At 45.1% G+C, this 22,297-nt stretch carries 26 protein-coding genes; 15 read left to right on the top strand and 11 right to left on the bottom strand.

Annotated elements, in window-relative coordinates; translation table 11 throughout:
• Positions 1-5: 5 nt before the first annotated feature.
• Complete coding sequence (locus HGH92_RS23570; protein ID WP_168873185.1) at positions 6-539, bottom strand: hypothetical protein; 534 nt, start codon at positions 537-539, stop codon at positions 6-8.
• A 238-nt stretch (positions 540-777) separates the two neighbouring features.
• On the opposite strand from HGH92_RS23570, the gene HGH92_RS23565 reads away from it, so the two are divergent.
• From HGH92_RS23565 to HGH92_RS23555, 3 genes are read left to right on the top strand one after another with little or no spacing between them, the layout of a single operon-like run.
• Complete coding sequence (locus HGH92_RS23565; protein ID WP_168873184.1) at positions 778-1,356, top strand: TlpA family protein disulfide reductase; 579 nt, start codon at positions 778-780, stop codon at positions 1,354-1,356.
• Positions 1,357-1,390: 34 nt separating this feature from the next.
• A complete protein-coding gene (locus HGH92_RS23560; protein ID WP_168873183.1) occupies positions 1,391-4,600 on the top strand; it encodes a SusC/RagA family TonB-linked outer membrane protein in 3,210 nt (1,069 codons plus the stop codon).
• Between the two features lie 15 nt (positions 4,601-4,615).
• On the top strand, positions 4,616-5,980 hold the full coding sequence (locus tag HGH92_RS23555; protein ID WP_168873182.1) for a RagB/SusD family nutrient uptake outer membrane protein: 1,365 nt from the start codon (positions 4,616-4,618) through the stop codon (positions 5,978-5,980).
• Positions 5,981-6,039: 59 nt separating this feature from the next.
• Here HGH92_RS23555 and HGH92_RS23550 read toward each other — a convergent pair whose 3' ends face one another.
• The 7 genes from HGH92_RS23550 to HGH92_RS23520 form a co-directional block, all read right to left on the bottom strand.
• Entirely contained in the window at positions 6,040-6,285 is a 246-nt protein-coding gene (locus HGH92_RS23550; RefSeq protein ID WP_168873181.1) for a hypothetical protein, read from the bottom strand.
• Positions 6,286-6,306: 21 nt separating this feature from the next.
• Positions 6,307-7,059: a hypothetical protein gene (locus tag HGH92_RS23545; RefSeq protein WP_168873180.1), complete on the bottom strand. Its 753-nt coding sequence runs from the start codon at positions 7,057-7,059 to the stop codon at positions 6,307-6,309.
• Positions 7,060-7,082: 23 nt separating this feature from the next.
• Positions 7,083-7,919 carry a hypothetical protein gene (locus HGH92_RS23540; protein ID WP_168873179.1) on the bottom strand — a complete coding sequence of 279 codons (837 nt, stop codon included), beginning with the start codon at positions 7,917-7,919 and terminating at the stop codon, positions 7,083-7,085.
• A gap of 95 nt (positions 7,920-8,014) precedes the next feature.
• A complete protein-coding gene (locus tag HGH92_RS23535) occupies positions 8,015-8,530 on the bottom strand; it encodes a hypothetical protein (protein WP_168873178.1) in 516 nt (171 codons plus the stop codon).
• A gap of 146 nt (positions 8,531-8,676) precedes the next feature.
• Entirely contained in the window at positions 8,677-9,045 is a 369-nt protein-coding gene (locus tag HGH92_RS23530) for a hypothetical protein (RefSeq protein WP_168873177.1), read from the bottom strand.
• A gap of 60 nt (positions 9,046-9,105) precedes the next feature.
• Positions 9,106-9,585: a MauE/DoxX family redox-associated membrane protein gene (locus tag HGH92_RS23525; protein WP_168873176.1), complete on the bottom strand. Its 480-nt coding sequence runs from the start codon at positions 9,583-9,585 to the stop codon at positions 9,106-9,108.
• A 233-nt stretch (positions 9,586-9,818) separates the two neighbouring features.
• Complete coding sequence (locus tag HGH92_RS23520; RefSeq protein ID WP_168873175.1) at positions 9,819-10,823, bottom strand: helix-turn-helix domain-containing protein; 1,005 nt, start codon at positions 10,821-10,823, stop codon at positions 9,819-9,821.
• Positions 10,824-11,473: 650 nt separating this feature from the next.
• On the opposite strand from HGH92_RS23520, the gene HGH92_RS23515 reads away from it, so the two are divergent.
• The 8 genes from HGH92_RS23515 (at position 11,474) to HGH92_RS23480 (ending at position 15,198) form a co-directional block, all read left to right on the top strand.
• Positions 11,474-11,722, top strand: a complete 249-nt coding sequence (locus tag HGH92_RS23515) for a hypothetical protein (protein WP_168873174.1) — start codon at positions 11,474-11,476, stop codon at positions 11,720-11,722.
• 54 nt (positions 11,723-11,776) lie between these two features.
• Positions 11,777-11,980 carry a hypothetical protein gene (locus HGH92_RS23510; protein ID WP_168873173.1) on the top strand — a complete coding sequence of 68 codons (204 nt, stop codon included), beginning with the start codon at positions 11,777-11,779 and terminating at the stop codon, positions 11,978-11,980.
• Between the two features lie 11 nt (positions 11,981-11,991).
• The gene (locus tag HGH92_RS23505; protein ID WP_168873172.1) at positions 11,992-12,468 is read left to right on the top strand and encodes a J domain-containing protein; all 477 of its coding nucleotides are present in this window, start codon (positions 11,992-11,994) and stop codon (positions 12,466-12,468) included.
• Between the two features lie 64 nt (positions 12,469-12,532).
• Positions 12,533-12,967 (top strand): DUF6908 domain-containing protein, encoded by a 435-nt coding sequence (locus HGH92_RS23500; protein WP_168873171.1) that lies wholly within the window; start codon positions 12,533-12,535, stop codon positions 12,965-12,967.
• Positions 12,968-13,018: 51 nt separating this feature from the next.
• Positions 13,019-13,390, top strand: coding sequence for a hypothetical protein (locus HGH92_RS23495; protein WP_168873170.1), 372 nt, complete (start codon positions 13,019-13,021; stop codon positions 13,388-13,390).
• A gap of 268 nt (positions 13,391-13,658) precedes the next feature.
• A complete protein-coding gene (locus tag HGH92_RS23490) occupies positions 13,659-13,970 on the top strand; it encodes a J domain-containing protein (RefSeq protein WP_168873169.1) in 312 nt (103 codons plus the stop codon).
• A gap of 79 nt (positions 13,971-14,049) precedes the next feature.
• Positions 14,050-14,847, top strand: a complete 798-nt coding sequence (locus HGH92_RS23485) for a DUF3560 domain-containing protein (RefSeq protein WP_168873168.1) — start codon at positions 14,050-14,052, stop codon at positions 14,845-14,847.
• Positions 14,848-14,904: 57 nt separating this feature from the next.
• Complete coding sequence (locus tag HGH92_RS23480; RefSeq protein ID WP_168873167.1) at positions 14,905-15,198, top strand: hypothetical protein; 294 nt, start codon at positions 14,905-14,907, stop codon at positions 15,196-15,198.
• 87 nt (positions 15,199-15,285) lie between these two features.
• On the opposite strand, the gene HGH92_RS23475 is transcribed toward HGH92_RS23480, so the two are convergent.
• A complete protein-coding gene (locus tag HGH92_RS23475; RefSeq protein ID WP_168873166.1) occupies positions 15,286-15,627 on the bottom strand; it encodes a hypothetical protein in 342 nt (113 codons plus the stop codon).
• 7 nt (positions 15,628-15,634) lie between these two features.
• On the bottom strand, positions 15,635-15,910 hold the full coding sequence (locus HGH92_RS23470; protein ID WP_168873165.1) for a hypothetical protein: 276 nt from the start codon (positions 15,908-15,910) through the stop codon (positions 15,635-15,637).
• Between the two features lie 168 nt (positions 15,911-16,078).
• Here HGH92_RS23470 and HGH92_RS23465 point away from each other — a divergent pair, with 168 nt between their 5' ends.
• From HGH92_RS23465 to mobC, 4 genes are all read left to right on the top strand, one after another.
• On the top strand, positions 16,079-16,975 hold the full coding sequence (locus HGH92_RS23465; RefSeq protein WP_168873164.1) for a toprim domain-containing protein: 897 nt from the start codon (positions 16,079-16,081) through the stop codon (positions 16,973-16,975).
• Between the two features lie 253 nt (positions 16,976-17,228).
• Positions 17,229-17,621, top strand: a complete 393-nt coding sequence (locus tag HGH92_RS23460; RefSeq protein WP_168873163.1) for a plasmid mobilization protein — start codon at positions 17,229-17,231, stop codon at positions 17,619-17,621.
• Complete coding sequence (locus HGH92_RS23455) at positions 17,606-18,856, top strand: relaxase/mobilization nuclease domain-containing protein (protein ID WP_168873162.1); 1,251 nt, start codon at positions 17,606-17,608, stop codon at positions 18,854-18,856. The genes HGH92_RS23460 and HGH92_RS23455 overlap by 16 nt, the downstream gene beginning before the upstream one ends.
• Before the next feature lie 86 nt (positions 18,857-18,942).
• Complete coding sequence (gene mobC / locus HGH92_RS23450; RefSeq protein WP_168873161.1) at positions 18,943-20,931, top strand: conjugal transfer protein MobC; 1,989 nt, start codon at positions 18,943-18,945, stop codon at positions 20,929-20,931.
• 14 nt (positions 20,932-20,945) lie between these two features.
• On the opposite strand, the gene HGH92_RS23445 is transcribed toward mobC, so the two are convergent.
• Positions 20,946-22,103, bottom strand: coding sequence for an AAA family ATPase (locus HGH92_RS23445; protein WP_168873160.1), 1,158 nt, complete (start codon positions 22,101-22,103; stop codon positions 20,946-20,948).
• Positions 22,104-22,297: the final 194 nt, after the last annotated feature.

The raw sequence follows: 22,297 nt of genomic DNA, 5'->3' as shown, positions 1-22,297 counted from the left end.
AAATACTATTTGGTAGAAATTTTTTCTAACAGCGTTTGCAATTTATTCATAAGCTCAAGGTTGTTCTCTACAAGACGTGTATTGTGCTTTGCAAGCTCATCATACTTGCGCATCAACTCTTCGTGCAACTTCTTCAGCTCGGTATTCCCATCATTCAGGATTGTGTACTTTTCTTTTTCACTTGCTACAAGACGCTCGTAAACATCAACCATCCTTTCACCAGCATTCACTATCTGCTGCCCAATTGAATAGGACTGATCGGTAAATGTGTTCTCTTTTACAACACAGATATTTCGTATTGCAGTATCAGCATCAAACTCCTTTATTAACCTGACATCAATATTGAGAGCTTTCGCTACTAATGTCAAAATATCATCCTCGATGACTTCCATTTGTTCGAGCCTGGAAACATCCTGTTGCCTTGCTCCCAGGTCCGAAAGCCTCTTTGCAAGTACATCCTGTTTCATGTCAATAGTTTTTCGGAACATCCGAATGTTCCTGCCATGATGAATTGCCGGGGTATCTTCTGTTATATTCATGATATAAATTATTTTTCGTTGATTATTAATGGTTTACCCAAAAGTAGTAAAAGTCAACAGTTTTGTAGTAAAAGTCAACCTAAAAATAAGAAATATACTGTTTACTTCCTATAATTTGCCTTACTCCGGGAGGAAAAGTGGCAAAATCTAACACACATAATAGAATACCGGAATATACCAAGTGGATTGATAGCCTCCCGGTTACTTTAAATCACTTTATAATACAATAGACACACGCATGAAGTACATTTTCTTCATCGCGCTGGCCGCCGTCTGGCCGGCACGTTATTCTTTTGCTCAGGATCTCCGCCCAACAGTGACACATCGGCTATCTGTAGGCGATACTGTACCGGACATTTCATTTACCCGTTGGAATGACAACAAAATTATCAAGCTCAGTGATTTTACCGGGCAGGTGGTGATCCTCGATTTTTGGGCGACATGGTGCGGAAGTTGCATCCGAATGTTTCCCAAAAACGATTCACTGGAAACCCAGTATGCCGGGCGAGTAAAATTTCTGTTAGTTAATAGCATCCGCTCTACCCAGGACAGCGCCCGCCACCTGAACAACTTTTTCCACCGGTGGCAAAAACAAAGGGGCCAGCCGTTCTCCCTTACTACTGTACCCTATGACACAACAGCTTTCCAACTGTTCCCCCACATATTTCTGCCGCATTATGTATGGATTTCGCCTAACCGCAAAGTAATAGGCATCACGGATTCCGAGGCTGTAACGGCAGCAAACATAAGAAAGGCACTACAAGGAATGATTCTAACCGCACCGATTAAAGGCGACCGATACGATACGGACAATTGACCCATACCATTTTTCACCAAAACACCTTTTCTAAATGAAATTGATCTTAGCAGTTTTTTTCTTTTTCCTCAGTGCCGCAGCTTTGGCACAACCCACCATCCGCGTGGAGATCAAGGGACGTGTATACTCAACTGAGCAGATGCCGCTGGCTGGCATTTCAGTATCAGCACAAAAAAACAACTCCCGGACCACTACACGAAACGATGGCACCTTCAGCCTGTCTTTATCACAGGTTCCCGATACCCTGTTGTTTACCCATATTGGCTATAGCCCCCTCCGGATACCGATTACAAAACCGGAGGAAGCCATAGAGGCTGTAATGAGTGTTATTGCTACAGAGCTTGCGCAGGTCACCATCAGTACTGGTTACCAGCGATTGAAGCCAAACCAAGTCAACGGAGCATTTGCTGTTATCGACAACAAGGTGCTGAACCAGCAGACCGGCACCAACATCCTCCACCGCCTGCAAAATGTTACGCCGGGCCTCAGCTTCAATCCCGGCTATGGCAATGCCAATAGCACCAACAACAAAACAGGTATAAACATCCGCGGACTGAGCACCATAAACGGCTCGCTAGATCCGCTGGTGGTACTCGACAACTTCGTATTTCAGGGTGACATTTCAAACATCAACCCAAACGACATTGAGAGCATCACTGTTTTAAAAGACGCGGCGGCAGCCTCCATATGGGGTGCCCGCGCCGGTAACGGCGTTATCGTCATTACTACAAAGAAGGGCCGTTATAATCAAAAACCAACCATTTCCATTTCTTCCGGTTTGATCTTGCAGGGAAAGCCTGACCTTTCCACTCTTCAAGACATGAGTGTAACGGACTACATGGGCCTTGAAACCTTTTTGTATGGCAAAAACTACTTCAACAGTGCGTTGAACCGCCGCTACGTATCTGTTCCGCAGTTGATCGAAGTACTGCAAAAGCGAAAGAATGGTTTGATTTCCGCAGCCGACAGCGCCGCACAAGTAACAGCATTACAGGCAAACGATAGCAAAGCGCAGTACGAAAAACACTTTTACCGGCCAGCCGTTACGCAGCAATACTCCTTGAACGTGTCAGGTGGCAGCAGTAATATGACGTGGTTGATGGCGGGAGCCTATGACCGCAACATTGATAACCTTAGCGCAACCTTTGACAAGATAAACCTGCGCCTGTCCAATTCCTTCAAACTATCCAAAAAACTACAGATTGATGTGAACGCATATTACACCAACAGCAAGGCTATGACCGGAAAGGAAAGTTTCAGCACAGTAGCCAGTATAAACGGCAGATACGCTCCAAATCTTGCGTTTGCTGACGCAGCGGGCAACCCGCTTTCTGTACCTAAGTATTACCGGGATGGTTACGTAGATACCGCCGGAGCTGGTCATTTATTAGATTGGAAATACTACCCGCTGGACGAATACCAGCAGCGGAGGGCCACCACCAAAACCGACGAGATAATCGCCAACATAACGGCCACCTACAAAATTCTACCATTTCTGCAGGGCAGCATCCTGTATCAATACCAGCGGCAGCGCACCGACCTGCAAAGCCTTTCAGGAATGAATAGTTTTGATGCCCGCAATACCATTAACCTGTTTAGCCAGGTCAACCGATCTACCGGTGAAGTAACCCGAATTGTTCCATTGGGAGATATTCTCCGTACAACGCTTACAAACAGGAGCAGCCAAAACCTGCGCGGTCAGCTTGATTTTAACCGGAGCTGGCAAGACCACAGCATAGTCGCACTCGCCGGTGCAGAGATACAGGAGATTGAAGCGGATAGCTACAAGAACATCTACTATGGTTATAATGCACAGCCGTTGGCTTACGCAAAAATGGACTTCATCAATCCGTACCCTACTTTTATTACTGGCCGCAACCAGATCATTGCGGATGCCGGGCTGCCGAGTAGCACCACGAACCGCTTTGTTTCTCTTTTCACCAACCTGAACTATACGTACAAAGCGAAATACAGTCTTTCCGCCAGCGCGCGGCGCGACGGCAGTAACGCTTTTGGCGTTAGAACAAATGACAGGTGGAAGCCGCTGTGGTCTGCTGGTATCGGATGGGATATTTCGCAGGAACGCTTTTATAACATACAGTGGCTCCCGCAAGTAAAGCTCCGGGCCACATATGGAACCTCGGGCAATGTAGACCTTTCTCGCACGGCCCTGCCGGTGGCGGTGTATTCTGTAGATCCTGTAACAAACCTGCCAATTGCGACCATCGCCACGCTCAACAATCCGCACCTGCGTTGGGAAACAGTTAAGCAACTGAATATCGGCCTGCAATTCTCGAATAGCTTCATTTCCGGCAGTATCGACTATTACCGCAAACAAGGCGCTGATCTATACGGGCCGATGCCCTATGATTATACGGCGTGGGGAGCGTCCAACGTTTTCATCGCCAACGTCGCAGACATGCGCGGCAATGGGATCGATGTAATGCTGAACAGCAAAAACCTTTCAGGAAAGCTGAAATGGACTACCACCGCTATTTACAACTATGTAAGCAATAAGACTACGAAGTACTTCGATGAATCTGCCCAAACAATCAACACGTTGTTAAGTGGGGGCCGGAGCATCACTCCGGTGATTGGAAAGCCCCTGTATTCACTTGCTGCCTTCCAGTGGGCCGGCCTTGATGGAGAAGGTAACCCACAGGGATATTTGAACGGGGCCAAAAGCACAGATTACGCTGCGATGCTGGCTTCCACTTCCGGAAAAGGAGAGCATCAACCGAGTATCATATATGTTGGCTCGTCCATCCCAACGTCTACCGGCAGCCTGATAAACACGTTTGCCTATGCAAATTTTGAACTGACGGTGAACATCGCATACAAACTTGGTTATTATTTCCGTAAACCGGTTATTTCGTACTCTGGCATCATCTCCGGAACAATGGGCAACAAAGAGTATGCAGATCGATGGCAGCAACCCGGTGATGAAAATCGCACCACTGTTCCTGCCTTCAAATATCCCGCAGACGGCACCCGCGATATGTTCTACGCCTACAGTACGATCAATGCCCTAAAAGGCGATCATGTCAGGTTACAGTATATCAACCTGACATATACACCGGTGCGCCCGTTCGGTATCGAATCGTTGAAGCATATACAGCTATACATCAACGTTGCTAACCTGGGCATCCTGTGGCGGGCCAACGACCGATGCCTTGACCCGGACTTTCCGAATGGTCTACCTACACCAAAAACCTTTTCCGCGGGCATCCGCGCATCACTTTAAACACACAATCGAATTATGAAAAACACCGCATTTATACTACTCATTGGCTTATTGGGCGGCCTTCTCGGAGGCTGCAACAAATACTTAGAGGTGCAACCTGACGATACGATGGTTGTTCCCAAAACCCTGTCTGATCTTCAGGCGCTGCTGGACAACACCAACCGCATGAATCTGCAACGGACACCGAATTTTTCAGAAGCATCGGCTGATGATTATTTTTTGCCGGGCAACCAGTTCGATAACATCGAAGTAGAACTACAGCGGATTTACACATGGCAGGTCAAAGACTATTTATTTCAAAATGACTGGTCAATAGCCTACGAGCCAATTTTCATCGCGAACCTTTGTCTGGAGCAGCTACAGGAAATTCCTGCCTCCAGTAACTTGTCAACATGGAATCAAATTAAAGGAGCATCGCTATTTTTTAGAAGTTACTATTACCAACAGTTACTATGGACATATGCGCCTGCATACGATCCCGCTACGGCTGCGAAAGATTGGGGTATCGTGTTGCGTAATACCTCGGATTTTAACGAACCAAGCCAGCGGGCCACCGTACAGCAGTCATATGACCGGGTGTTACACGACGCAAAGGAAGCAGCCGCCTTGCTGCCCGATTTACCTGCCCTTCCCATGCGGCCCTCGAAAGCGGCAGCATACGGCCTACTCGCACGGACTTTTCTTTCCATGCGCATGTATGATAGCGCGTATCAATATGCAGATGCGGCGTTACGGATAAAAAATGACCTTATGAATTTCAACGGTGACGCAGACATAAACGGCAGCATTACCGAACAAGTGCCGTTCCGCATGTTCAATAAGGAGATACTTTTCTATACAGAAATGGCAACAACCAATTACATAATAAATCCTTCCACCGTTGCCGTGGATTCAAACATAATAAAGCAATACAGCCCGCAGGATCTCCGGCTTATTGCGCTGTATACTCCTGTGGACAACGCCTACCACTTTAAAGGTAGTTATACTGGTAACGAGTGGCAGTATTTTACGGGCATCGCCACCGACGAACTGTTTCTGATCCGGGCCGAAGGTGCCGCCAGAACAGGTAAGCTGGAACAGGCAAAATCTGATCTACGGGCCTTGTTGATCTCCCGGTGGGATAAAACCTGCGCCCCTCCTGTGGTCGAACCAGCCAGCGCCATAGAAGCCATAGACCTGATTCTCGATGAACGTCGTAAAGAGCTTTACATGCGGGGACTTCGGTGGATGGACATAAAGCGCCTGAATAAAGAGGGCCGCAATATCACCCTACAGCGTAGTGTAGCAGGTAAGCTCTATAAGCTCCAACCCAACGACAAATATTTCGCATTGCCACTGCCAAAAGATATTGTGAGCAGCAATGTTCCACAGAACCCGTAAGACAATCCGTTAGAACAGGGAACATTCTTTAACTGACATAGACCTACAACAAGGGCGGCTCAATGGCCGCCCTCTTTTTCTTCTTTACGTTCATTGTCTTCAACCCACTTCACCAGTGCATCCCAATATGCTTTTGGCAGGTCATTGCTGTTCGGATATGCGATCCACTGCCCTCCGTTAACCCTCACGATCTGTCCATAGTGAAATCTATTTACATTTACATGGTAGGAAGTGCCACCCGCGCCGTAAGGTTTTGACACCTCAACATTGCGCCCTTTTCTATCAATGAATTTTATCCCATCCATACACAATAATTTCTACAACTGTTATTTTTCATTGTACGGGATATGGACTGATGTAGTCGGGTATCTGTCACCCTTGAACATCGCCACTACCTCATCTCGGGACTGCCCCCATTTATCGGATATATAGTGGAAATGAGGTTGGCCCCCTCGCCAGCTTTCTTCTCCCCTCAAACTTCTATATACTACGAAAAAACAATGCCACTCATTCCCTTTGTCCAGGAACTTCGCTACTACCACCCGCCTAAAATTCACGACTGCCCTTAATTGTCCTTCACTCATCGTCGTTTCCCCTGCTTTTTCAACAGTCCCATCTTCTTTAACATGAATAAACAATGGGAGTTCATCCTGATCAACATTTTTCGGTAGTTGTTCTGTGACATAATTGCTGAAAGTATAACCATGTTGGTCATGCGCAGCAAAAAGGAACGCGCAAAGCTGGAAAGCGTCAAATTCCGTTTTCTTCATCAATTGCTCCTGCTCTTTCTTAGATTTTGATCCCAAAACCTGTAGCAACGTAGGTGGTATATCCGTTTTCAAAATCTTCTCATGAATTTCTTTCCAGTTTTCTTCCGCATGTTTCTCGTAAAAGGCTTCCGATATATCCTTGGCCAGTAAGGGATTCTTATGAAACAGCAATGCTTTATACAAGGCAATTGTCTTCTTCTTTTGCCAACCAGAATAATAATCCACCGGGTTTATAAACTCTACATCGCCACCCTCAAACCCTAAAACGAATCCTTTCCCGTCATCATCTGGAATAATTGTTTCTTGCATATTAAGATACTTTTTTTACAATATTATCGTGTACACATATCACTAACAAACACCAGCAGGGAAAACGCCTTTAGCGAATTTATTTCTGTCCCGTAGTCAGTCGTTTCACCATGTAGTATACTGTGTCTGGTAAATGAAATCAGGTTAGGATTGCTCCGGTGCTTTTGAAATGCACCTTTATCGAGTAGCACCGAAAGGTATGCTACCTCTAAACTACTGACACTTGCGTGTGCATTCACCCATTTTGCAATCTGTGGCTCGAAATTCCTTGTCTTATCGTTGTCGAAGAACTTATACCCGGTCAATTCACACGACAGGCCATCAACCTGCGCAAATACTACCGGCATGGAAGCGTAGTAAAAGCCCGCATTATGCGCCTTGAATGCCTGTTCAATGGCTTCAGATCTATTCGGGTGTCTATGACATAAACGCGCTACATCGCCTGTCAATTCCCGTTGTAGCACTTCAGCCATATAAACGTTCAGTTGGTTTTCATCACCAGATGCCAAAACTCGCTTCGCCCCCGCAACATCTGCCACGTTCATTCCCAAATTCAGATACCAGCCATATTGGGAAAGCTCTTGCAGCACCGGTGCCATATACGAAAAGTCTACATCCAGCGCCCGGCGGATCGTCTGAACCATTTCATCATGCGCTTCTGCTGCCTTCATGAACGAACTCTGCATCATTTTCTGAAACTCAGTTGCAGCATGGGAAATACGTTCCTGCATTTCTGCAAATCCAGCAAAATGTTTTTCTAACGCTGCAACCCCTTTCAACAATTCAGCGGGTTCTATCGATTTTCTTATTTCGTCACTCATCTCTCTGTTTCGATTTCTATAAATATACTCTTTTTCCATAATAAAACCCGCCTTTCACTATACCGGAAAGGTACAACCGCTATGGGAGTATGCCCTACAGCAAAAAGGCTACCAGATGGCAGCCTTTAATGTCGTTATTCTCTTTCCTCCGCTTTCCATCCATCGTCAGTCAGGGAAAATCGGGCCTTCTTCTTTTCAACACCTTCCAGCTTATAGTGAGAGAGGGCCGCAAACGGCGTATTGTGTAGATGCTCCACAGTATATACCACGATGGCCTTCCCGTCGCCCTCTGGCTGAATACTCTCGATCTCTTTAAAATGCAGTTCTCCCACCTTTACCCGCTGGATGCTGTATGTCTTGTCCTTTTCTGTTACAGGTAGCAAATACTGCGACCCTTGACCGGTGAACGTGATAAGGGGCTGCCCCGCATCGCCAAGCGATTGCGTCGTTGCTACTTTGATATACCCTTCATCCACCAGCTTCGTCTCCAGGGCACGGGCAGCATGTCTAGGGTCTGCGGTGAAAACCTCCCAATCTATTGTTTTCGGATATTTCTTTGTGATGATCTCAGCGGCTTTCTCTCTTGTCAATTCTTTAGACCCGCAAGACACCAGCAGCAATGCAATCAGTACATAGAAAGTTGTTCGCATATTTATCAAATTATTTTGTTCAAATTTAATGATTTTATCCGCGCCAAATCCGCACCCTACAAAGGTTCTACGAATTTCTCCACACAAGATAAAAAGGCTATCCCTAACATAAAGGGATAGCCTTTTTTATCCTGCGTAACTACAGATCAGTCCGCTTGATTAGAATACAGATTTCCGCTGCCGGATATTCCGGTCACGTGAGCTGTAGTCCCACTTTGGGTAGCGGAGATGGAAACTCCGGCCAGCTCTGTAGGACTGTTGGGGTCATCCACATAATCGGCACTCACCAGCACGCGGCAGGCCTTCTGATTGATATTAGCGCAGCCGCTCAGGTTTTTGCCTTTGTACTCCCAATAAGCGTTTGAGGGGTTCTGCACATTGGCTTGAGTGTAAGGCTGGCTGCTCCGGAACTCGAACACGTACATATCAGCACGCTTTGAGCTTTTGGCTTCCTTGAATGCAAAACCAGTAAATGCGACCACAGCGGCAAGTATGCCGAACAAATACTTTTTCATGACATGAAATTTTTGTTGTTATCAAAATTGTTTACGATGAATACCGGACAAATTACCCCTTCATGCAGGAGGCGCTCGGCTACCTATACTGGATCGTTTACCGCTGGCCACTATTCCAAGTATCGCCAGAACGATCATCAAAAAATTGAACACAATGTGCGACTTCCACGACAAAGATTCCAGCAAGCCCGCACACATACACGGCAGCTTCGGCGCAAAGGCCATCATATAGCTCAGGTAAACGATAAATACCAACATTACTATGATGGTCGCCTTAAAACCGACCTTACGTGTTACGGGAATGAACAGCGCCACGGCTATCATGATTTCCGTTACAGGGAGTGACCATGCCAGCACATTCGCTATGTCTACCAACAGGGGAGACTTACCCAACGCATCTTTGAACTGATAATAATTATACAATTTATCAAGTCCAGTAAACAGGAAAAGGCATATGAGCAAACCTGCCGCTACCTCTGCCACTATGTGCCAACGGCTATCTGCGGATATGTATGAGCGATATGTTTTATGGAAATTCATAGTTATGATAGGCAATACAATTCCCTATAAGGGTTATCCTTATTACTATACGCTCCATTCTGTTGTTGGTAAGTTAGAGTTACTGTCCTTTGGCTAAACTGCGGTCTTCAGGATTTCTATTGTGTCTGCTAAATCTGTACTAAAGGTAGGAAGCCGCCACATTGCTAACAATATCGGAAAATTGAAATTTCCTTTTTGATGTAAAAAACTGCTTTTTTGACACATTGTATTTTTTACATCCAATCGAACAACATCAGCTCTACTAATAATTGAAAAGCCATTCCGATATTTTTATCACGCCATGCAGACAGCTTTATTTTCTCCATCGGAAAGAAAGCACGCCGTAAATTATTGTATGTACGGAATCCGCATTGTCTCGCCACCTCACTAAGCGGTAATTGTGGATTGGACAGCATGATGTGCTTCGCTGCTTTCACACGTTCGTACATCAGGTAGCGATACGGCGTAATACCGAACACCTGCCGAAACTTGTACTTAAAATCCGTGGTGTTCATGCGTGTATCTTTCGCCCATTGTTTCAACGTCATAGCCTCCGGGTACCTTTTCCGGATCATCTCCCGGACGAGATATAAGTTCTCCACCTGGTCAAAAGCTATCTTCTTATCATGCTCTTTGTTTTTGATAAGTGTATTGACGACCTCTTGTAAAATGTGCTTCGCTACAACTTCTCTTGTGGGATCTTTCAGCAGGTCTTCCATTGCTTCTAACACTGTATAACTACTCCACGCCGGCCTATCCGCAATCCACACGGGCCGATCTGATCCTATCTGTGCTGCAAAATTCTCAAACGTGCGCCCGCGTTGTTTTAGCTGGCTGAACAAAGCTGGCGATACCTGCATATCCACTACCTCATATACCTCGTTCCCCTTTAGGTGCAATTCAACATCTGTTAAAGGAAAATAGGCAAAGTGCATCTGGCCCTGCATAATTCCAATAGGCTTGCCCAGGAACACATGCGCTATGTGCTTCTTCAGCATTAGCCGAAAACCCAGCCATCGCTGATCCCGCCGCACACGCAGCGATACATCTTCGTAAGGCTGGTAGGTACTTCGCCAGATAGTGAAATGTTCCTGCTGTACTTCCTGATAAAAAAAATCGCCAAAACTGTTAGTGGACTGGAAAGCTAGACTTCCGGGAATGTGGAACTGTGGTAAAGCGTAAGGACTGTTTGGCATAAAGCTAACCACTCCGTTCGTTCGTTCGGACAAGGTAAACATATAGGGTGGGTTTAAATGATTAATGGGTTACCTACTATTAAGTTGCTGGCATCTTTCCGTATTAATTTAAAATGGTTATTGAATACGGGGTATTGTCCGGTTAAGCTGCCCCTATATAAATTTACTAAACTCCAACCATTTCAGCATATAGGCTTCGTCTACTTTATTTACATATTTATCTAGTAGTAGATTGAATTACAGGAGAAATCAGCCGAAAGCCTGTAAACATTTCTATTTACATCATTCTACCGGTAATAGCTAGGGTATTTGGGTAGTCGGCGTAAGAACATCAATATAGCATCCGTTGCGTCGCACTCTTGTACGTCCTGCTTTCCTTTCACCAGCGCCATTACTCACAGCATTTTTCCAATCACGATTACATACCACTTGTTAATAACGTCTACGTACACACGATAGTTACACAATTACAACAATACTCCAATAGATGTACTGTTTTCAGGATGCAAAAAGAACAGCCCTGGAAAAAAATCTCCACCCTCGATGGCTTTTATTGTTACGGGCCTCGGGTAGTATTTTTTTCTGGCAGGCAGTTCTTTTCTTTCCTGAAAACACTAATACGCTTTGCGTGCGAAAAAGAAGAAAGCGGCGCACACAGTAAGCCGCAATGTTTAACTCAAAACTTTTTCGTTATGCAAATTCCCAACAACTTATCAGAAATCGCGAAGATCATCCGCGCAGATTGGAAGAACGTACACTATACCGCTAAACCCTACCTGTCCGCACTGGAAACATTGGACAGCATCAACGATCACTTTTTTGAAGACAGCGCCCGCAGCATTGTTTGTTACTTTCTCGCCAATGCACACTCATGGCACGGCGAGACAGCAAGAGCGGTAAAACAGAAGTTAAACGACTTGTTGAAAAATCCCAATCAGTAGAACCACCGCCGGGGAAAGCCCCCGGCTTCCTTCCTCACTATAAACTTTTTATCGATGAAAACAACAACACTTAGCCGCCTGATGCGCATGTCATGGGAAATACAGCGCCGCCGCTGTACCAACCGTTCTACGGCCCTGCTGTCTGCGTGGGTAATCTTTAAAAATGACGATGTAGCCGTAGGCTACCTGCGCGCTAAACACAGCACCCGCAACAGTAAACCCGCACCCGCTGCAAACTATTCCCTTTTTAACTTTTAAAAATATCAGTCATGAAATATTTCAATAGCTGCAAAACCATAGAAGAAGTTAAGACACTTTACCGCGAGCTGGCAAAAGAACATCATCCCGACATGGGCGGAGATACTGCCACTATGCAGGAGATCAATAAAGAATATGCTTTTGCCTGTGCCTTCATTGCGAAGGGTTCCGGCCTCACCGATGAACAGGTAGACCAAGAGTTAAAACTGTCCGAAGAATACCGCGCAGTGATTGAAAAAATCATTCATCTGCCCGGCATCACTATTGAGCTGGTCGGCAACTGGATATGGGTTACCGGTGATACCAAACCAGTCAAGGAAACCTTGAAAGATGCCCGCTTCATATTCGCTTCCAAAAAGGTAGCATGGTTCTACAGAAATGAAGCCTTTAAAGTGCGCGGCAACGGCGCACCCCTCGAACAAATCCGCGCCAAATACGGCTCGCAGACTGTACACGGCAAATCCAAAAAAGAACTTAACGAAGCATGATTATACCGGGGCGGCACAACCGCCGCTCCGCTCATCTTTTCTTTTCACTCAAAAAATTTATCTCATGAAAAAGATCAGTCAACAGGCTACCGAAATATTTAGCCAAATCTTGGAAAAATTGGGAACTCAATCGCACGTAAAACTCGAATCCTCCGGCTTCATGCCTTTGACGGTGGAAGTGTTAAACAGGTTCATAACTACTGCCGCAGGAGAAGGCACTATCTACAGCCTTTGCCACTACTACGAAATGAACGGCGACCTGATGCGTGACCCCGAAATGTGTTTTCTCGTCGTTGATTGCCGGAAGGAACCAACAGACTTTAAAAACCTTCACGTCTGCCCCCAGATGTTCCAACAGGACAGCTTTCCACTATATGAGGAAAGCATCGAAATAGAAAATAATACAGTTGTAGCATTCTGGCCAGGCTACCAACATCAGCACTGCCTTTTTGCAAACCAATGGCTAAAGAATATCCAGCAACAAGGCTTTTTGAAATAACACCAGCGCGGAGCAATCCGCGCTTATTCTCTCACTCTAAAATTTAATCACATGCCCGCACTTAATCAAATGTACAATGTTCACAAAGCAAAATTAATCTGTGAACTTTTTCCCGAAGAAATGCCGTCGTTCCTCGATTTTACAAAGGCACTATCCGACAGGATAACCGCCGCTCCCGATGATCTCCGTAAGGACTGGAAAGAAAACCCAATCATCGGCCCCGATCATTGGTTGCGCTATGCTGCGGAAACCAGCAGCATTATTTCAGAGTACGGAAAAAAACTGGCAAAATCACCGAAAGCGTTTTCCGATCAGCTTTTCGATGGAATGATAGCACTGTACACCTGCCACTGTTTGGATCAGTACGTCCAGCACGAAACCACTAACGAGAAATTCAAGTTCGCTCACCAGCTCATTTTTTAAATCATACTTAAATACAAACGATATGCAACCGACAATATTTGTACGGCCTGAAATGGTATTGCCTGATAATGACCAATGGCAACACAGATTCAACGTAAAAAGCGAAACATCCAATCGCCTCTATGTTATCGCACAGAACAAAAAAGGCAGGTATTGGGGCTGTTCCTGTCCGCGCTGGAGAACGCACCGGACTTGCAAACACCTTTCCGCCCTCGGGCTACCGGCAAACTGTACACCGTATGAAGTGAATCTAATAAACCATTAGACTATGGCAAAGAAAAAAGGCTTCCTCGACGGTTACCAGACATACGATACAGCAGGCGGCCACGGCAATGCTCAGAGCTGGCGGGATGCGTTCAAACAGACTATGAGCAAGGAAGATGCTACCGTACTAATGAATGAAGCTGTGCAAACTCCGCATGAGATACTAGGCATATCACCGGCAGCTTCCGCAGCAGAAATAAAAACGGCATTCCGTCAACTGATACGGCAATGGCATCCTGATACCAACCAGCACCGGCTTGCTGAGGCCGAGGCTATGAGCAAAAAGATCATAGCAGCCTACACACTTCTTTCATAGAATTTCCTCAGAGACACTTTTTTCCTTAACCGGTCTGCCTTCCGTGGACATGGAGGGCAGGCCATTAAAACACATCATTATGAAACACAATTATGAAGAACGCCGACAGAACCGCATTGACTACGCAAACGAGCAGGCGGCTAAATTGAAAAAGGAATCTGATAACCTGTATAACAAGGCTATGGATATGGCCTCTTATATTCCTATGGGCCAGCCAATACTGGTAGGGCATCATTCTGAAAAGAGGGATCGGAGATACCGGGAGAAAATTCACACTACACATGGAAAATCCATTGCAGCCAGTGACAAGGCCAGGTACTATGAAAACAAGGCTGCCACAATAGAGGCGAATGATTCTATTTCATCAGACGATCCGCAGGCAATCGCCAAACTAAAGGACAAACTTGCAGTATTGGAAAGTACCCAAGCATTTATGAAAGCAGCTAATAAATGCGTCAAATCCCGTAACAAAGCGGCATTTATGAACCTTCCCCACGCCACAGAAAAAATCTGGCTGGAGATTACAACGCCTGACTATTTAAAGCGTACTGGCTTCGCAGATTACACCCTCCGAAACAACAACGCCAATATCCGTAGGGTAAAACAACGCATTGCCCAACTAGAACGTTTGGAACAGCTTATAACCGCTGAAAAAACGATAAATGGTGTTCGTGTAGTAATAAATACAGAGGCAAACCGGGTACAGCTTTTCTTTCCGAACAAGCCGAATGAAGATATTATAAACCGTTTGCGTAGCAGGGGTTTCCGCTTCTCCCGTTCCGAGGGCAACGCCTGGCAACAGTTTATCAGTAGAAGCGCCGTAGATCACGCCTATATGGTAGCTGGCCTTTATGAAACAGGAGACGGCGCACAGTAACTAATAATCAGCGGCGCCCCATCCGGCGCCGCCATTTTCCCACTTAAAAAAAACCATATGTCAATACCTAAAAGGAAAAACGCTTATAAGGTTTTCTGCCGGTCTGCGAGACGAGTAACTATGCAGGAGGCACTTTCAGATCCGGATAAATACCCATATGCAGAAAACCTGAATGAAGACGGTGATGTTTTAGCTTTTCATACATATCTCGATGGTTACTTTTTCTTTGAAACCCATTGGGAGGGAAAAATAGTTTATGAAGTTCCCACATCAACTATGAACCCGATTTACCTCGATCCAAAAGATGCAGAAAAGGATCTATTTGATATGTGGAAAAAAAATAGAACATGATCCAAAAGAAGCTGCCGCCATGCGTTAGCTCATTTGATAGAAGACAACGCATGGCGGCAGCTTACCATTACCAGAATCAAAAATGCACTACAACTCCAGGCATCGAATGCTTTCCAAAAATGGTCTGCCTTTCCGTATTCCGATTTTCAATTCATACCTATAATCCACTGGACAAAATGCAAAGTCCAACGATTCACTGTTCAGGGTATAGTTTCGTAACCGTTTGTTGAGAAATACCGTCAACTGGAACCTCAAACCTCCTTCCTGTGAAAAGTAACCATTAATCCCCATTACCTTCTTTGCCCATATTTTGAAGTCCAAACGGGCAACCACCAATCCGGTAGGAATCATTTTTGCTTCATAAGGATAATCCTTCGGACGCAGGCCCAATTGTAAGGCTGTTCCCCACGCCAGTACATTGTTTTCCATTTTCATTTCATTTCTGCGTTAACAAAGAAATTTTTTCGTTTAATTCAGTCAGCCCGGCTTTCTTCAGCAACTCGTCCGCAATGCCTTTTATCTCGGCAGCAGTATTTTCATCCATACCAGCAAGCAGACTATCTTCACGATTCTTTAAGCCGGAATCAATCACTTTCACCAAAAGCAGGATTAGTCTGCGCGGTTGGTTCACAGACAACTTCACCGAATCGCCCATTCCCGGGCTTGCGAGTAATGTTTCAAACACCACCACTACGTCTTTTGCACTTAACATACACTTGCGTTTTTATGAACAATATTTTTCTGTTGTAAAAATATTTTCTTCCATCATCACATCCATGCTTATCCTACTTCCTTATTTGCAGGGGTATGTTCCCCGCTGTGCCACAGAGTTATTTTTGTATCTGCATTATTGATTAGTGGATTTTGAAAACTGTGAGTTATGACAATAGAGCAAGCGAAAGAGCTGGACATGGTAGACTATCTTGCCAAAATAGGATTCCAGCCCAAGACGATTAATGAACCTCATTACTGGTATATTTCCCCGCTACGTCCGGATGAAAAGACACCCTCTTTCAAGATCAATCGGAGCATGAACAAATGGAAGGATTGGGGTAGTGGTGACCACGGCAACCTGATCGACTTCGGCATCCGGTTCCACCAATGCTCCGTGAAAGATTTTCTGCAAAAACTGGATGCAAACACTCCGACGTTTAGACCAACCCAGCAGAAGGAAGATCCAAACGGGCCACAGAGTGAAATTACTATCCGCAGAGTACAGCCGATAACATCACTTCCATTGATCCAGTATGTGCGACAACGCGGCATTCCCTTAGATACCGCAGAACGATATTTGAAAGAGGTGCATTACGATCTCAAAGGGAAAAATTATTATGCCATCGGATTCAAAAATGATGCTGGTGGATATGAGCTGCGCAACAAGTATATCAAAGCCAGCTCCGCACCCAAAACGTCCACATTTATAGACAACAAATCAGGTGAGCTTGCAGTATTTGAAGGCTTCTTTAATTTCCTCTCCCATCAAGCCATTAATCGCAACAAACAACAGCCACCAACCAATTTTTTGATACTAAACTCCCTCTCTTTTTTCGGCAATAATATTTCCCGCATGACAGCCCATGATCGTGTTAAATTATATCTCGACAACGACAAGTCAGGCGACAAGGTAACTAAGCAGGCAATGGCTATCGACTGCCATAAATTCAGCGACGAACGCAGGCTATATGCACCTTCCAAAGACCTCAATGACTGGCTGCTAACAAATCATCCACAACAACAGCACCAGCATAACCAGCACCAACAGCGCCGAAGCCCTTAGCATTTCCCGGCGATAGGTACTCTACTCACCTGGGCAACGGCCCATGTCCTCCATAGGCCATTGCTGCATCCAGTACTGCACTCCCATTTTGTCACCCATGACAAAATCTGAGATCGCCTGCTGCGCCGCGATCGGCCAGATGTACGGTTGTGGCACAAGCCTCAACCGAATCTGGCCGGCCCTCTCCGAAGTCGGGGCCGGGAATCGCCACAGGCGCTAAAAGAACCATTTTTTCCCATTCAATATTTATCAAATGAAAGCGCAAAAGATCAATCGCGACAAGCACCTCCATGTGCGGCTCACGCCGGAGGAATACAATAAGCTATACGCACAATTCACCACTTCGTCAAGCCAAAAATTCAGTGAGCATATTCGGAAAATCCTATTGGATAAGCCCATCAAAATGTATCACAGAAACCAGTCGCTCGATGACTTAATGGCAGTATTAATTCTGCTCAAAGACGAGCTGAATGCCATCGCCAACAACTACAACCAGGTCGTCAAAAAACTCCACATGCTCAATGATAAATCTGACCTCGCAGGTTGGCTCTCACTGAATGAAGCTGGCCGTAAAGCCTTGAACGAAAAGATCAGCGAGATCAAAGAGAAAATCGCTCAAATCAATGACAAATGGTTGCAAGAGTAAACGCCAGCAAGTCCCTGCGCAATGCACTCCACTACAATGAACATAAGGTAAAGCAGTCCGCTGCTGTCCTCATTCATTCCCGGAACTTCGCAAAGGACACACATAAGCTAGGCATCACCGACAAACTGGGAACATTACAGAACCTCGCGGCTCGTAACGAGCGCACGAAAGTAAACAGCGTCCATATCTCTTTGAATTTTGATCCATCGGAAAAAATCGACGACAGTACGCTGCAAAAAATTGCTGATTCTTACCTTCAGAAAATCGGCTTTGGAGATCAGCCATACCTCGTTTATCGTCATAAGGATGCCAGCCACCCGCACATCCATATTGTTACCACGAACATCCGCAGAAATGGAAAACGGATTCCATTACATAACATCGGCAAAAACCAGTCTGAAAAGGCCCGGAAACAAATAGAAAAGGACTTTAATCTCGTCCGGGCAGATTCAAAACAGCGGCAGCAGGTAGATGAAGTAAAACCGGTGAATGCCGAAAAAATTGTATATGGCAAATATGATGGACCAGGTACTAAGCGGGCTATCGCCAAAGTCCTCGATGCAGTCCTGCCGAAATACAAATACACCTCGTTACCGGAATTGAATGCCGTCTTACGGCCGTATAATATCGCCGCTGACCCGGGCAGTAAAGATTCCCGTATATACAAAGCCGGTGGACTATATTATAGAGCACTTAATAACTATGGCCAAAAAGTGGGCGTGCCTATCCCTGCAAGCCACATCTACAACAAACCCACACTGAAAAATCTCGAAAAAAGATTTCAGCAAAATCAGATCGACCGCCGCCCGCACATGCAGCGTGTTCGCAATGCGATTGACTACATCATTGCAACAAAAGGGAAAATGACTATCCCCGAACTGCAAACACATCTAAAGAAAGAGCGGATCGCTCTCGTGGTTCGGCAAAACGCCGATGGTATCATCTATGGGCTGACTTACGTAGATCACAAAACCCATACTGTTTTTAATGGTTCTGATCTCGGCAAAGCCTACAGTGCGAACCAAGTGCAAAATCGGATTCAGCAGATCCCGTCAGCACATCCTGATTCCCTCCACCTCAAACCCAAATCTTCTATTTCACCCAAGCCAGAGCCGACACCGGCAGACGCGGTTAAGGGCGCTATTGAATCGGTATTCGAGGTAGAAAAGGAAACCTCTCCGCAGGCTGAATTTGACGAAAGAAAAAGGAAAAAGCGAAAAAGACTATTTCATTAAACCTGCTGGCAACCAACATTCCGCAGGTGCGAATCCAGTAAAGAATACTTCGGAAGCCAGTAGATCAAGTACAAAAATATTTTGTTATGTCAATGCGAACAGGTGAAAACGAACAGGGGTTGAAAAAGATCATTGACCTCACAAGAATGATAGCAATAGTAATTCTTCTCCTTCATTGCTACCACCACTGCTATTACGCTTTTAAGCTCGTCGGGTGGACGAGCAATATATCAGACCAATTACTGAAAAACATTATAAAGACTGGGCTACTATCAGGGTACTTCAAAAGTAAACTCATTGCACTTTTGTTCCTGTTTCTTTCCTTACTCGGAGTGCGCGGCAGGAAGGATGAAAAAGCTGACGCTAAAGCCGGTGTAGCTCTTCTCTTTTCCGGATTAATAATCTACTTTATCAGTGGTCTGATATTAATTGTAGACAGACTTCCGGCGCAAGTTGTTGCTACTGTATACATATTATTAAATGCACTGGCGTTTATACTACTCATTACAGGAGGCAGTATAATAGCCAGGTCTTTAAAAAAAAGACTGAGCGGAGATATTTTTAACAAGGAGAATGAAACGTTTCCGCAGCAGGAGAAACTACTTGAAAATGAGTTTTCGATTAACCTACCTGCGTTCTATTTTTACAAAGGCTCTCGGCGGGATTCATGGCTGAACTATGTTTCGCCTGCGCGTGGCCTACTCTGTGTGGCATCGCCCGGAGCAGGAAAATCCAGATACCTAATTGAGCCTGCAATCCGGCAACTTCTTGCCAAACACCATGCAATGGTGTTGTATGATTTCAAATATCCCGACTTAACCATTATTGCGTACAATCATTACCTGAAAAACCGGAATAGCTATCCGGTTAAGCCCTCATTTTACGTCATAAATTTTGATGATCTACCGCACAGCAATCGTTGCAACCCGTTGTACCCGGAAATGATGCACGACATATCAGACGCAGTGGAGGCCGCTCGAATTTTAATGCTTGGAACCAATAAATCGTGGCTTAAAAAGCAGGGCGATTTCTTTGTGGAAAGTGCCATCAATTTTACTATATCTGTCATTTGGTTTCTACGAAAGTATCAAGATGGACGCTATTGCACATTGCCTCACACCATAGAGTTTATGCAGGTGAAAATGGATAAGCTCTTTACTGTACTCCAAACGGAGCCAGAAATTTCAGCCTTCATTTCGCCCTTCATTTCGGCCTTCGTTGAAAACACAATGGAGCAATTGGAAGGCCAGCTTGACGCTGCAAAAATTGGTCTTGCCCGGCTTTCATCTCCAACAATATACTACCTACTAAGCGGCAACGATTTTACGTTAGATGTGAATAACCCTGACGCACCGAAAATTCTTTGCCTTGCCAATAATCCGCAGAAGCAGGAAGTATACGGCCCTCTACTCAGCTTGTTCATGACCCGGATCAGCAAGATCATGAACCAGCCAGGCAAAACCAAATCAGCGGTTGTGTTGGATGAATTTCCCACCCTCACATTTCTGGAACTCTCCACCCAAATCGCTAGTGCGCGAAGCCACCTTATTTCTACCATTTTGGCAATGCAATCGGATCATCAATTAAGGCTACAGTACGGGAAAGAGTGGGCTGATGTAGTGTTGAATATATGCGGCAATATTATGATCGGACAGACCAGCGGGGAGCTTGCCAAACAGGTATCGGAACGGCTCGGCAAAACAATGCAAGATCGTGAAAGTATCTCCATCAACAGCGGTGACACGTCCATTTCCCGAAGCAAGCAACTGGAAATAGCCGTGCCAGTGAGTACGATTTCAAATTTATCGAGTGGTGAGTTTGTTGGAATTTGCGCGGATACCCCTGAGCAGCCCATTGAGCTTAAACGGTTCCATGCTCATGTAAAAGTCGATAACGCTGCCTTGAAAAATGAGAAGGACGGTTATCTACCTGTTCCAGTGGTAAAACCTGTAACCCGCAAGGACATTATGGACAATTACACCATCATAAAACAGGATGTGCAAGATATAGTTGAGGAGGTGTTGCAAACTATATTAAACGATCCATCGCAGGAGGGGTTGATTGTAAAAAAATGATGGTTGTCGATAGCTCAGTTTGCAGTCGGCGCATCCGCCAGTTCATGTTCAGCGATCGGCTGGAACAAATAGAAGGTTTCACGACTGCGCTTTTCCGATATAAATTTTCCACCTCCGTTGATGTTCAATATAAATTGATCCTCACGGCTAAGGTCTGACAGCTTACGGGCAACTGTGTTCTCGTTATAAGCACCGTTTAGCCTTTTCGCTACAAAAGACGCAAGTTCAGCACGAGGATATTCGCGTCGTTCGCTAAAGGCTTCAGCCAGGGCAGCGTGTAATTCGTTGCCGGTACTGGAGCCTTTCTTTTCTTCCTTGCCAGCGTCAGTATGTTCTATCTGTACCAAAGTTTCAAGATCTTGGTCGTACGCTACGTAAATAGGCGCGTTTCGTCGTTTAAATCGCATTTTTTTGAATACTAACTGGAATATTTCTTTATCCTCATCTTCACTTACACGCCGTATCTGCAATTGCGTTGATGCTTTAAACGTAAGTTCGGTACCTATATGCCCGCGTGCTTTTTCAGCACCGCTCATATTTTCATGTATTAGCAACAGGAATGTCATGTTATACCGGATTCTCATAACATTCATCCAGTCGTGAATCCTATTTGCACTTCCGGCAGAATTAAAGTCGTCTACGCAATCCGTCGATACATCCAGTACTACAAATATGTGTTCTTTTACTTTTTTTCGTAGGTCTTGTACAAAATGTTGTATAACTGCCAACCTATTTTCGCGCGAAACATCCAGTATTGGAACTGGATGGAAACGAGTAGAAATTGTATTCACTCTATAACCAGCATTTCGATTTAATGATCGAATAGTAACAGGGAACTCGTCCTGCGTATTCCGCTCAGTATCTACATACATCACATGACAGGGCATGTCAGGATTAGCTACTATGTTCAGGTAGTTCCCGCCCGGACTTGCGACTTCATTATCTCCGGCTATGGCAGCGGTGCAGATAATCTCTGCCAACCGGCTTTTGTGGCAGCCTTCTTTTCCTTGTATTGCATTAATTGTATATGGTCTGAAAAGTGGTTCTCCATTTATATATATTAATGCAGGGCGTTGCACTATTGGTTTACGCGAAGCCTTTTTCACTTCCTCAATATTCTTTTTGAGAACTTTAATGTCCTCTTCAATAGATCTTTTTTCTGTGTAGTTCATAGCAGTTTTAAATAACGGATAATGTAAAATACATTGATTCCAAATTCCGAATGTTAATTACTTGTAAACGCCGGTTATATTTCTGGAACCAGTCTTTCATGTTTGTGTAACAAATGCGTGTATGTGTATATGTATATATAGTCATTGAAACACGCATACATATTTATCGCAGAAGAAAGTCTGATTGGAGTGTG

Origin of the sequence: Chitinophaga varians, assembly GCF_012641275.1 — a bacterium.
Taxonomy (GTDB): Bacteria; Bacteroidota; Bacteroidia; order Chitinophagales; family Chitinophagaceae; genus Chitinophaga; species Chitinophaga varians_A.
Note: the sequence above shows the minus strand (reverse complement) of the source record. Positions and strands in the feature narration are given on the sequence as shown.

Coding starts and splice junctions, on each gene's coding strand:
- HGH92_RS23500 (WP_168873171.1), top strand. CDS start 12,533: ATGAAAAAGATCAGTCAACAGGCTACCGAAATATTTAGCCAAATCTTG.
- HGH92_RS23445 (WP_168873160.1), bottom strand. CDS start 22,103: ATGAACTACACAGAAAAAAGATCTATTGAAGAGGACATTAAAGTTCTC.
- HGH92_RS23510 (WP_168873173.1), top strand. CDS start 11,777: ATGAAAACAACAACACTTAGCCGCCTGATGCGCATGTCATGGGAAATA.
- HGH92_RS23455 (WP_168873162.1), top strand. CDS start 17,606: ATGGTTGCAAGAGTAAACGCCAGCAAGTCCCTGCGCAATGCACTCCAC.
- mobC (WP_168873161.1), top strand. CDS start 18,943: ATGTCAATGCGAACAGGTGAAAACGAACAGGGGTTGAAAAAGATCATT.
- HGH92_RS23530 (WP_168873177.1), bottom strand. CDS start 9,045: ATGAAAAAGTATTTGTTCGGCATACTTGCCGCTGTGGTCGCATTTACT.
- HGH92_RS23540 (WP_168873179.1), bottom strand. CDS start 7,919: ATGGAAAAAGAGTATATTTATAGAAATCGAAACAGAGAGATGAGTGAC.
- HGH92_RS23560 (WP_168873183.1), top strand. CDS start 1,391: ATGAAATTGATCTTAGCAGTTTTTTTCTTTTTCCTCAGTGCCGCAGCT.
- HGH92_RS23505 (WP_168873172.1), top strand. CDS start 11,992: ATGAAATATTTCAATAGCTGCAAAACCATAGAAGAAGTTAAGACACTT.
- HGH92_RS23570 (WP_168873185.1), bottom strand. CDS start 539: ATGAATATAACAGAAGATACCCCGGCAATTCATCATGGCAGGAACATT.
- HGH92_RS23525 (WP_168873176.1), bottom strand. CDS start 9,585: ATGAATTTCCATAAAACATATCGCTCATACATATCCGCAGATAGCCGT.
- HGH92_RS23545 (WP_168873180.1), bottom strand. CDS start 7,059: ATGCAAGAAACAATTATTCCAGATGATGACGGGAAAGGATTCGTTTTA.
- HGH92_RS23465 (WP_168873164.1), top strand. CDS start 16,079: ATGACAATAGAGCAAGCGAAAGAGCTGGACATGGTAGACTATCTTGCC.
- HGH92_RS23460 (WP_168873163.1), top strand. CDS start 17,229: ATGAAAGCGCAAAAGATCAATCGCGACAAGCACCTCCATGTGCGGCTC.
- HGH92_RS23565 (WP_168873184.1), top strand. CDS start 778: ATGAAGTACATTTTCTTCATCGCGCTGGCCGCCGTCTGGCCGGCACGT.
- HGH92_RS23495 (WP_168873170.1), top strand. CDS start 13,019: ATGCCCGCACTTAATCAAATGTACAATGTTCACAAAGCAAAATTAATC.
- HGH92_RS23555 (WP_168873182.1), top strand. CDS start 4,616: ATGAAAAACACCGCATTTATACTACTCATTGGCTTATTGGGCGGCCTT.
- HGH92_RS23520 (WP_168873175.1), bottom strand. CDS start 10,823: ATGTTTACCTTGTCCGAACGAACGAACGGAGTGGTTAGCTTTATGCCA.
- HGH92_RS23475 (WP_168873166.1), bottom strand. CDS start 15,627: ATGGAAAACAATGTACTGGCGTGGGGAACAGCCTTACAATTGGGCCTG.
- HGH92_RS23550 (WP_168873181.1), bottom strand. CDS start 6,285: ATGGATGGGATAAAATTCATTGATAGAAAAGGGCGCAATGTTGAGGTG.
- HGH92_RS23470 (WP_168873165.1), bottom strand. CDS start 15,910: ATGTTAAGTGCAAAAGACGTAGTGGTGGTGTTTGAAACATTACTCGCA.
- HGH92_RS23485 (WP_168873168.1), top strand. CDS start 14,050: ATGAAACACAATTATGAAGAACGCCGACAGAACCGCATTGACTACGCA.
- HGH92_RS23480 (WP_168873167.1), top strand. CDS start 14,905: ATGTCAATACCTAAAAGGAAAAACGCTTATAAGGTTTTCTGCCGGTCT.
- HGH92_RS23515 (WP_168873174.1), top strand. CDS start 11,474: ATGCAAATTCCCAACAACTTATCAGAAATCGCGAAGATCATCCGCGCA.
- HGH92_RS23490 (WP_168873169.1), top strand. CDS start 13,659: ATGGCAAAGAAAAAAGGCTTCCTCGACGGTTACCAGACATACGATACA.
- HGH92_RS23535 (WP_168873178.1), bottom strand. CDS start 8,530: ATGCGAACAACTTTCTATGTACTGATTGCATTGCTGCTGGTGTCTTGC.